Here is a 10138-nt window from a genome sequence, read left to right as displayed (position 1 = left end):
TATCGTGTTATGCTTGTTCATGCGCTAACTCCTTATATAGCAACGAATTCGTTGTGGTTGACAATTCATTCTATATGGGGAGCCGCGCTTTTTCAATCTTTTTTTGTTTTATTTTGGACACTAATGAAATTAATAACATTTATTCAAGCCTTTTCCCAATATATTATTCATTTCATTATTATTCCAACCAATTTTAGGGTGTATGTCATATAACGTATGTTATGCGAAACACCACCATAAAGATATATAAGAGCAAAACATAACCAGCGATATTAAATTTAATGTAAAATAATAAGGGGTTTATTGTCTCCAGAATACATATTTTCAATAAGAAAAGGCGAAAATAGATACTTGTATCACATTTTAGAATATGATATAAATATAAATGTATTAGTTTAGTGGTAAAAGGGGCTTAATTTTGGCTAAAAGCAAGGAAAAACAGTATATTTACATCGTTCAAGCATTGCTAGAACCCTCAAAATGTAAAATTGGTAAGACAAACGACCTTAATCGGCGGTTAAAAGAATATAATAGCATGACTGGAAAATCAAAAGAAAACATTTACCAGTATTTATTAACATGCGAAGTAAAAGATATGGCAACTGTGGAGAATGATTTAAAATACGAATTCATTACCTTACGTGAAGAAAAAAGTAAAGAAATATATTTTTTTAATACACATTGGTTTAATCAATATGTCAAATTTATTAAATCTCATCCGTTATTTATAAAAGAAACATATCTTAAAACAGAAGATAAAAAACAAATTGTAAAAATAGTAAAAAGAACAACACCGTCTCTTGAAGAAAGAGGGGTTACAAGAAAGGAATTACTTCAAAAAGCACAAAAAATAAATAATGATGAATTTTATACGAGATTAGAGGATGTAGAAAAAGAATTATCAAAGTATAATAAAAATATTTGGAATAATAAAACCGTATTTTGTAATTGCGATGATGCAGTTGATGACAGTGAAAAAAACACGTCTGCTTTTTCAATTTATTTTATACAAAATTTCAGAGAACTTGGATTAAAAAAACTTATTTGTACGCATTACAGCGGTACGGTTGATTTATTTAATCAAGGTGCTAAAGGGTATATATTTACAAAAACAGGTTATAAAGAATTTGGTAAAAAAGAATTCCCGGAAGATTATAATGGGAGTTTTGATCACCCACTATCAATAAAAATATTAAAAGAAGAAGCGGATATAGTTTGCACAAATCCGCCATTTTCAAAAGCTATAGATTATTGGGAACTTATTATTAAAAGTGGAAAACGTTTTTTAATAATATCGGCACAAACTAATTATGTAACAATGGCATATATGTCATATTTTAAGGAAAAAAAAGCATGGGGAGGATATAATAGAGTAGATTGGTTTTTAAATCCCAAAAAAGAAATTGTAAGCAACCCTTGTTTCTGGTATACCAATATAAAAATAAAAAACAGACCTAGATACAAACATTTAAAAATTGTTCCGTTAAAAGAAATACCTGAAAAATATATAAAATATGACGATAGCGGATATTTGCAGGTTGATAATTGTTATATTCCAAGTGATTATAAAAAACCTTTTGCAGTATCAAATCATCCTTTATTTAATGGTTTATTAGAAAAAGGATATAAAATTATTGATTGCTATGTTCCAAAAATAAAAAACAAAGACAAATTTAGAAGGGTATTGGTTCAGAAAGAATAGTATAATAAAATGTGTAATAAATCGGCGTAGTCAGATAAGGCAGGGTGTGGTGGTGCTTCGCATAACAGGTCGGTAAAAGTACGCCCCTTCGGGGCTAGGCTACGCAAAACCGTGTTCGGGCTTTCAGCCTCTGCACGCTTTTGTTCCGCCACATTTGGGGCAGGGGTCGTTGCTACGCAACGCCCTATTACCTGCCCCAAACGTCGTTTACCGCCGGAACGTTATGCGACATTAAAGCCAAATGGGTTTGGAAATATAAAGGATAAATAAAACATTGGAATAACTCAACAAAATTTTATGTAGGGAACATCTAAAAACTTCAGTTTTTAGATGTTTTCATAACCTATGAAGAAAATCGCATTACAATAAATCTTTATGTTGTAATGATTTAGCGATTTTCTTCATGGAACCTCTAAAAACCTAACCGAGGTTTTTAGAGGTTCCCTGTATATAAAAATCGTACAACTTATACACCAGAAAATTTTTGGGGAGTATTACCATAAGATAAATTTTATGTTAAAATAACCACCGTCGAACCATCGTACCAAAGGTACGCAGTTCGCAGGCGGTTACTCTGCCTTTTACACCTATCTTGACATTTTCCTGTAATTAGGTATTCTATTGCTATGGAAAAGCAGTACATTTACATAGTTCAGGCCGCTACGGAAGAAACAAGGTGTAAAATAGGCAAAACTAACGACCTTAAAAGGCGTTTGAAAGAATATAATAGTACAACCGGCAAATCAAAAGTAAACGTCTCCAAGTATCTGTTCACTTGCGAAGTGAAGGATATGGCAAAGGTGGAAAATGATGTAAAAGAAAAATTTATTATGCTTCGGGAAGAAAAAAGCAAAGAGATATATTTTTACAATTCCGCTTTATTTAAGGAATATGTCAAATTCATTAAATCCCATAAGTTGTTTGTAAAAGAGACGTTTACTAAAACTGATGAAAAAAAACAGATAACAAAAATTGTAAAAAAAACAACCCCGTCTCTTGAGACGCTGTCTCTTGAAGAAAGAGGGCTATCACAAAAAGACGTACTGCAAAAGGCGCAAAAAGTAAATAATGACGAGTTTTATACCCGATACGAAGATGTTGAAAAAGAGCTGTCAATGTATAATAAAAGCATTTGGAAAAATAAAACCGTGTTTTGTAACTGTGATGACCCTGTTGACGACGATGATAGGCGCACGTCCGCGTTTACTTTATATTTTATACATCACTTCCAATATCTTGGATTAAAAAAATTAATATGCACCCATTATAGCGGTCCTGTTGATTTATTTAATCAAGGAGCAAAGGGTTATATATTTACAAAAACAGGTTTTAAGGAATTCAAAGAATATCCCGAAGGTTATACAGGAAGTTTTGACCATCCGCTGTCATTGAAAATTCTTAAAGAAGAAACGGACATAGTATGCACGAACCCGCCGTTTTCAAAGGCTTCTGATTATTGGAAAGTTACTATTGGAAGCGGAAAGAAGTTTTTAATCATTTCAAATATAACAAATCCAATAACACCGGCATTTATCCCATATTTTAAAGATAATAAGGTATGGGCTGGATATAACAGAATAGATTATTTCTTAAATCCAAAGAGGGAACTTGTAGAAGCGGCAGGGCACTGGTATACAAATTTTCCTATAAAAAATAGACCAAAATATAAACATTTAAAAATAGTCCCGTTAAAAGACATACCGGAAAAATATAAAAAATATGACGATTCTAAAAAGTTGATAGTTGATAATTGTTATATACCGAGTGATTATAAAAAACCTTTTGCCGTATCAGCTCGTCCTATATTAAATGGATTATTGGAAAAAGGCTATAAAATTATTCAAGAGACACAATACTTCCCATATACTAATGGTAAAAAATGCTTTGGAAGGGTGTTGGTTCAGAAAGAATAAATATAAAATGCCCTTTTGGGCTATTTATGGTTTACGCAACGGCATCTGTCACTTAAACAAACTAAACTTCCCAAACTTATGCAATTTGCCATTGGAGCGTTTTGCCGTATCATCAAGAGATTTAAAAATAAATGAGGCAAAGGCCGATTCGTTTCCCGAGTCGGTAGTTGAAAAGCCCATAGTAAAATATGAATCGTTGTGGGCGGCGGAAAGCAAACTGGCAGTAAGGGCGCGGAATGAGGCGAGAGCCGGAGGGCCAAGTAAATCCGCCGCTTCATCTTTTTGGGATGATGAAGCAATATCGGGGTAGACAAGGGCAAGGGTTCCGCGCTTGCGATTGTTAAAGACAGCGGCAAGTTCCTTTATAAGAAAAAACCATCCCTTTATGTGGTCGTTAAACATTATTTCAACATCAGAAAAAGAAAGATCAAAGGCTTTACCGCGAATGGAAGGCGGCGAGCAAATAAGTATCGCCTCGTCAATATGTTCAAGGCGGTTTTCCGCTGCAAGTATCAAAGTCCGGGCGGAAATAGGGCTTGACGGATTCCAGTCGAGGGACAGGCGTTTGGACGTTTCCTGCGATGAACTCCTTACTGCGCCGAAAAATCTGTTTGGGATAAAAGCGGAGGCAAATTGTTCTACGCGGTTGCCCACCTCCGCCTCAATAGCGCGGCTAATAGCTGATTCGTTTCCAGCGATGAAAATTCCTCTGGTCATAGGTACAGTTTACAGATAGAAGGCTTTTATGGCAATATATAAATATGCTTACAGTAAAAGCCGCCATGATTGGCGATGTAGTAGGGAATCATGGCATTGAAACTCTGGAAGCAAAACTGCCGGAACTGATTAAAGAACATCAAATTGATTTTGTCACGGTCAATGGCGAAAATGCCGCCGAAGGTTTTGGTATGACTAAAAATGACTTTAAACGCATAGTCGCGGCTGGCGCTGATGTAATTACTTCAGGAAATCACATTTGGGAAAAACGCGAATTCTGGAATGTTTTGGATACTGAAAAGCAAATTCTTCGCCCCGCTAATTATCCTGCGAGTACGGCTATAAATCCTGATGTTTCCGGCAAAGGCTCTGCCTGCATAAATAAAAATGGAATAAACTGGATAGTTATTAATCTTCAGGGCCGCGAATTAATGAATGCCATTGATTGCCCTTTTAAATGTTTTGATCAACTAATAATTACGCATACTGGCAAAGCGGCCAGTATTAATCCGCTTTCTACGGAATTCGGTAATCCAATTCCGCGCGCCCTGCCGATTGTACTTGTAGACTTCCATGCCGAATCCAGCCGCGAAAAAGAAGCTCTTGCCTATTATGCCGATGGGCGCGCTACGGTAATTGCCGGCACTCACACGCACATACAAACAGCCGATGAGCGGATACTGCCAAATGGCAGCGCATACATCACCGATCTTGGAATGACCGGCAATGTTGACAGCGTAATCGGCATGGAGCCGAAAATTTGCATTGAACGCGCCCGCAAGCAGGTTCTGTACCACATGGAAGTAGCGGTATCAGATAAACCGGGAAAAATGCAGGGCATTATCGCTGAGATTGATATAGAGAGCGGAAAAGTTGTTTCGATTAAAAGAATATAGGGAACATCAAAAAACTGAAGTTTTTAGATGTTTCAATTAGAATGACTGACGGCTAATTGGGCTTCCAATCCAAATACCCTCGCCAAGATAATCCACTCTTCTGCCTTCAATTAGTATTTGCACGTCCTTTACATTCGGAAACTCAGTCACTGTCCAAACGATCTGCCTAAGCTGGGCGACATAACCTTCCACGCCAAAAGTGTTAAATAAAAAATCTTCGCTAAAATTGATGTAAGCGGTAGTTCCCCTAACCGTTGCGGAAAGCATTCTTGTGTTTTTTGGAATAAGGTTAAGAAGCCCTTTGCTTAATTCTTCCGCCGTAGGACCGGCAAGCAGAACATTCAATGCGTCCTGCATCGGCGAATCAGAAACGGGAATTTTACGCGTTACCTTTGAATGGAGAATCTGCCCGTCGCTTCCGACATTGGCAAAATAAATAGCCCTGTCCCTTGTCTGCACAGGCGGCGGCTGAGTCGTAGTTGGCGTTTTCGGTTTTGTCTGCGTTTCAGCAGCAGGTTTTTTTTCAGGTTGAGTGGTTTGAGTTTTTGCAGGCTCGGTGGTTTGCGGTTTTGTTTCTTCAGAAGACTGAGGTTTTGGCGCGGAAGTATCGATTACAACTGTAACAGGATGCTCATCCTCCACAGGTAAAATTTCTTCTTCCGCGCCGGGAGGGGTGGTTAGGCGAGTTTTAAAAATATCAAAATTCTTTTTTATGGTAGCGGCATTCGCCATAAAGATACAGATAATTGCAATTACAAAAATCAGCCAAAAAATAACTACCGCCCGAGAACCTTTGGATTTAGAATTACCCGTTGTTTTTCGTTTTGCCACAAAAACATGATACGGTAAATTATAGATGGGGTCAAGGAATTTTACCGAAAATTTTTCACACAAAGACTACTAGTTTGGCGGCGGCAGGTCTTTACCGTCATAGGGAGCAAGAGCGATATCAATATCTTTGACAATATCACTGTCTATTTTTCCGCTATCAGACATTTCATGGAGTATCTGCATTGTATCCGCGTGATTGCGTCTGGGGTGGTATGGCCTTTCTTCGCTTATCGCCTGATATAAGTCCAAACAGACTAAAAGCCGGGAGTTAAAGTCAAGGTCAGGAGCTTTTTTCCCAAAGGGGTAACCGCTGCCGTCAAGTTTCTCATGATGATTGGACGCCCATTTGCAAATAGTCTCGAATCCTTCAACTTCATTAAGAAGTTCCCATGTTAGGTGAACATGTTCTTTGATAATTTTAAATTCTTCATCGGTAAGCTTGCCGGGTTTTTCCAGAATGTCAATGGGAACCGCCAATTTACCAAGATCGTGCAAAGATGCAGAAAGATACAACTGCGCGTGTTTTTCAGGTTCATATTTATAGTAATTCCCCATTAACCACGCCCTATTTGCAATCTGAGTTGAATGTTTCACCGTAAAAGCGGACTTGTAGTCGATGATTCTGGCAATAAAAGCGGACAGGCCAAAAATAGTTTCTGTCTTAATATCGACAGTCCAGGGGAACAAAACCTGTGACGCGGTTTGTTTAATTACATCATCTTTAAGAGACAGAACCGCAGGCCAGTCAAGAATTTCCAACATTAGCTCCGACGCCTTCTTACTGTAGCGTTTTCCGCTTTCCTGACTGATTATATTTCGGATAGCTGACAGTTTTTCAAGCTCCAGTCTTTGCAGATGATAGCTAACATCAAGTGAATCGGCAATGGCGATAAGTTCCGCTTCTATGGGGCCATCTCCTTCCCGTATGCCGAACGGTCCGCTGCCATCGGCGCGTTCATGATGATACAAAACAAAATCCTTTACATTTGTTTCAAAACAGAGGTCATCCACGTTCCGCTGGCCTATTTCGCAGTGCTTTTTCATGGCCATGTCATAGTCCCCGTCTTTTTGCTCGGAAAGAATATATTCGGTAAGGGCGCTGTCATGGAGCAGGGCGCAAATCGCCAGGGCGGTGGCTTCCTGCGGGGTTTTTCCCAGTAGCGTTCCCATTTTAGCGCAAAGAACGGCAATTCGTTTGCCATGATTGGGGCTGGCTCCCACAAGAGTTCCTTCCACAATATCCAAAGCGGTAGCTATGGATTTGATAAGCGAATCCATTCGTACTGTAACCATAATTATTCTTTTTATCATTAGTTTAATATGTTTTCAAGTGTTTATTGAAAAAGAAACTTCACTATCTTTAAAATTTTCAAATGTATATCCGGCACGTTCATTTTTAAATTTCGCATAACGCCTTAGATGGGCGGCGTGATAAGTCAACATATCGGCCTGCGATGGCAGTACCATTCGCAGACCGATAGCACTTGTACCTTACTTCTTTGTTGTCTTTTTTGCTTTTGCTTTTGTTGTGGTTTTTTTCGCTGCTGCTTTCGGCGCTGCTTTTTTTGCTGGCATAATTTTTCCCCCCTACGATAAATTATGTCCCTTTTTTAATTTTTTGTCAAGAAAAAAATAAAAAAAAATAAAAATAAAATTTCCGCCCAAATATTTCTGTCCGTCTTGACAGACAATAATAAGAGGTTTACCCTAAAAGCACTGGAGGAAACATGCCCGAAAAAATAACCGCAAATGAACCCTGGCTTAGTATGTTGAACCATAACCTTCTTATTGTCTGGGAGCCTTCGTACAATTTGGGAATACCGATTGTCGATGAGCAGCACCGTGGGATTGTTTCCACCATCAATTCCCTATGCTTCGCGATACAAAACAAGCATGGCAATGAGATGCTCAGGCCTGTAATCGGCATGGTGAACGAATATACCCGCATCCATTTTGAGATTGAAGAGGATTTTCTTAAAAAATGCGGCTATCCAAATCTGGAAAATCACCGTATATTGCACAAAGAATTGACAAGCGCGTTGTCCCACACAAGTAAGGATAGCATTTGGAATAAAGACCCTCAGGAGTTTCTGGAATTTCTTAAAAACTGGTGGATCAATCATATCTGTAAAGAGGACAGGGTATTCAGCCGTTACATCCAAAGCAAGCAATGATGGTCTTTACTGCGTTTTTTTGGGCTGTAATTCAGCGTATTTCTTAATAAATAGGCATACTTTTATCAACATCTCTAGCCCAAGCGTTAAGACCGTCTTGCAGATTCATCAGTTTTCCTTTGTAACCGGCTTCTTGCAGAGTTTTTATTCCTAAAATACTGCGTTGGCCGATTTTGCAAAGGAATACCGCGTCTACTGACGGGTCAAGTTCGTCCATGCGCCTTTCCAATTGGCCAAGAGGTATTACAATAGCATTGGGAAATTTGACAATGGCGCGTTCATGAGGCTCACGGATGTCAATAAATTGAATTTTGTCTCCGTTATCAAGGCGTTTTTTTAAATCAAGGGCGGTTATTGTGTCTATCGGCTTGCTGTCGGCGTTCTTTTTTAAACCGCAAAATTGTTCATAATCAATTAGTTCATGAATGGAAGGATTTTTTCCGCACACGGGGCAGTCGGGGTTTTTTTCCAGTTTTAATTCGCGGAACGCCATGCGCCACGCGTCAAACAAGAGCAGGCGCCCAATAAGCGGCTTTGCCCCGCCCACGATGAGCTTAATCGTCTCTGCCGCTTGAATTGTTCCGATGATGCCGGGCAGTACGCCCATAACTCCGCCTTCCGCGCATGAAGGGACTAGTCCGGGAGGCGGCGGAGACGGATAGAGGCAACGGTAGCAGGGGCCGTCCTTCGCGCCGAAGACTGTCGCCTGCCCGTCAAATTGAAATACGGAACCGTATACGTTCAGTTTGCCTAAAAATACGCAGGCGTCGTTTACAAGATAGCGCGTTTGAAAATTGTCGGTTCCGTCCGCGATAATGTCGTAATCGGCAAAAAGTTCCATCGCGTTTTGGCTTGTAAGCGCCGCATTATGCGTCACTACGTTAATTAGCGGGTTTATCCCCCTGATTCTGTCCTTTGCCGAAGCAACTTTTGGTCTGCCAACGTCGCGGGTGCTGTGAATTATTTGCCGCTGAAGATTTGATTCGTCCACCACGTCAAAATCCACAAGCCCGATTGTTCCAACGCCAGCAGCCGCAAGGTACAATGCAAGCGGCGCGCCAAGCCCCCCCGTACCGACAATGAGGACTTTCGCCGCCTTTAATTTTTTTTGCCCCTCAACGCCTATCTCCGGCAAAAGCAGATGGCGGCTGTAACGCGCTATTTCTTCGTTGGTGAGCTCGGCGGCATGGCCGCCATCACTGCCGCCGGCGATTGCAGGAACAATCATCACTTCGCTGTTATCCGCAACGGGCGTGTCAAGTCCCTGCAAACTGTTGATGTTTACGCCGCCAACAAACAAGTTGATAAAATCGCGAAGCTGACCATCTTCCGTAAACAGGTGGGTTTTAAGGGCAGGATAGGCATTTGCAAGCGCGTTAACCGCCTCTCCCGCCGTGTTGCCTTTCACTTCCACCTCCGCATTGCGCTCTGTAAATGCCCTGAGCGCGTAGGGAATGAGGACTTTTATCAATTTTATACCTCCTTTTACGTCTGACCGCTTGGTCAGACAGTTTAATCAAAGTCTCCGCATTGCAAAGACAAATTCTTTTTATTTGTTTTGTTCAATGTGTTTATATTATATTTTATTTTATGGAAAATATCTATATCTATGGGATAATTTACGCCATCACCCGCAAAATGATATAATAAATATAATTTTGGAGGTTTTATATGCTTTGGCCCGGAATCAAGAAACTTGGAAAAAAATTACATCTTAAAAGAACTGACTCAGAAGCAGTTGGGATGGTAAAAAACTGTTTTGTAAGATTATATGACGGATCATTAGTGTCCAAAATAAATCCCCCTACCATACGAACTCCGTCTGACATTCAGGTAACTTATTAATTTTTGGCGGCGGGCTTGTACCACATAAAAAATCATAAAGGGAAACACGTTGAAACAACA

Annotated in this window: 8 protein-coding genes and 1 pseudogene; 4 read left to right on the top strand and 5 right to left on the bottom strand. The window is 39.7% G+C overall.

Annotated features, from left to right (window positions below):
- The first annotated feature begins 418 nt into the window (after nt 1-418).
- Together ACYVRH_RS08765 and ACYVRH_RS08760 are read left to right on the top strand one after the other, a co-directional pair.
- Nucleotides 419-1702, top strand: a complete 1284-nt coding sequence (locus tag ACYVRH_RS08765; RefSeq protein WP_461256538.1) for an adenine-specific methyltransferase EcoRI family protein — start codon at nt 419-421, stop codon at nt 1700-1702.
- 626 nt (nt 1703-2328) lie between these two features.
- Complete coding sequence (locus tag ACYVRH_RS08760; protein ID WP_461256537.1) at nt 2329-3615, top strand: adenine-specific methyltransferase EcoRI family protein; 1287 nt, start codon at nt 2329-2331, stop codon at nt 3613-3615.
- Nucleotides 3616-3663: 48 nt separating this feature from the next.
- Here the strand turns inward: ACYVRH_RS08760 and ACYVRH_RS08755 are convergent, their stop codons facing one another.
- Nucleotides 3664-4332: a hypothetical protein gene (locus ACYVRH_RS08755; protein ID WP_461256536.1), complete on the bottom strand. Its 669-nt coding sequence runs from the start codon at nt 4330-4332 to the stop codon at nt 3664-3666.
- 44 nt (nt 4333-4376) lie between these two features.
- Here ACYVRH_RS08755 and ACYVRH_RS08750 point away from each other — a divergent pair, with 44 nt between their 5' ends.
- Complete coding sequence (locus ACYVRH_RS08750) at nt 4377-5228, top strand: TIGR00282 family metallophosphoesterase (protein ID WP_461256535.1); 852 nt, start codon at nt 4377-4379, stop codon at nt 5226-5228.
- A gap of 36 nt (nt 5229-5264) precedes the next feature.
- Here ACYVRH_RS08750 and ACYVRH_RS08745 read toward each other — a convergent pair whose 3' ends face one another.
- Both ACYVRH_RS08745 and ACYVRH_RS08740 read right to left on the bottom strand, forming a co-directional pair.
- A complete protein-coding gene (locus tag ACYVRH_RS08745) occupies nt 5265-6059 on the bottom strand; it encodes a GerMN domain-containing protein (RefSeq protein ID WP_461256534.1) in 795 nt (264 codons plus the stop codon).
- Nucleotides 6060-6128: 69 nt separating this feature from the next.
- Entirely contained in the window at nt 6129-7352 is a 1224-nt protein-coding gene (locus ACYVRH_RS08740) for an HD-GYP domain-containing protein (protein ID WP_461256533.1), read from the bottom strand.
- Nucleotides 7353-7786: 434 nt separating this feature from the next.
- Here ACYVRH_RS08740 and ACYVRH_RS08735 point away from each other — a divergent pair, with 434 nt between their 5' ends.
- Entirely contained in the window at nt 7787-8233 is a 447-nt protein-coding gene (locus ACYVRH_RS08735; RefSeq protein WP_461256532.1) for a bacteriohemerythrin, read from the top strand.
- A gap of 43 nt (nt 8234-8276) precedes the next feature.
- Here ACYVRH_RS08735 and moeB read toward each other — a convergent pair whose 3' ends face one another.
- Nucleotides 8277-9461 carry a molybdopterin-synthase adenylyltransferase MoeB gene (gene moeB / locus ACYVRH_RS08730; protein ID WP_461256539.1) on the bottom strand — a complete coding sequence of 395 codons (1185 nt, stop codon included), beginning with the start codon at nt 9459-9461 and terminating at the stop codon, nt 8277-8279.
- A pseudogene (locus ACYVRH_RS08725) lies at nt 9447-9704 on the bottom strand (MoaD/ThiS family protein); the annotation flags it as partial. The pseudogene ACYVRH_RS08725 and the gene moeB, both read right to left, overlap by 15 nt.
- Between the last annotated feature and the right edge of the window lie 434 nt (nt 9705-10138).

This window comes from Treponema sp. R80B11-R83G3 (genome assembly GCF_054786115.1).
This window is presented reverse-complemented; position numbering and strand designations above follow the sequence as displayed.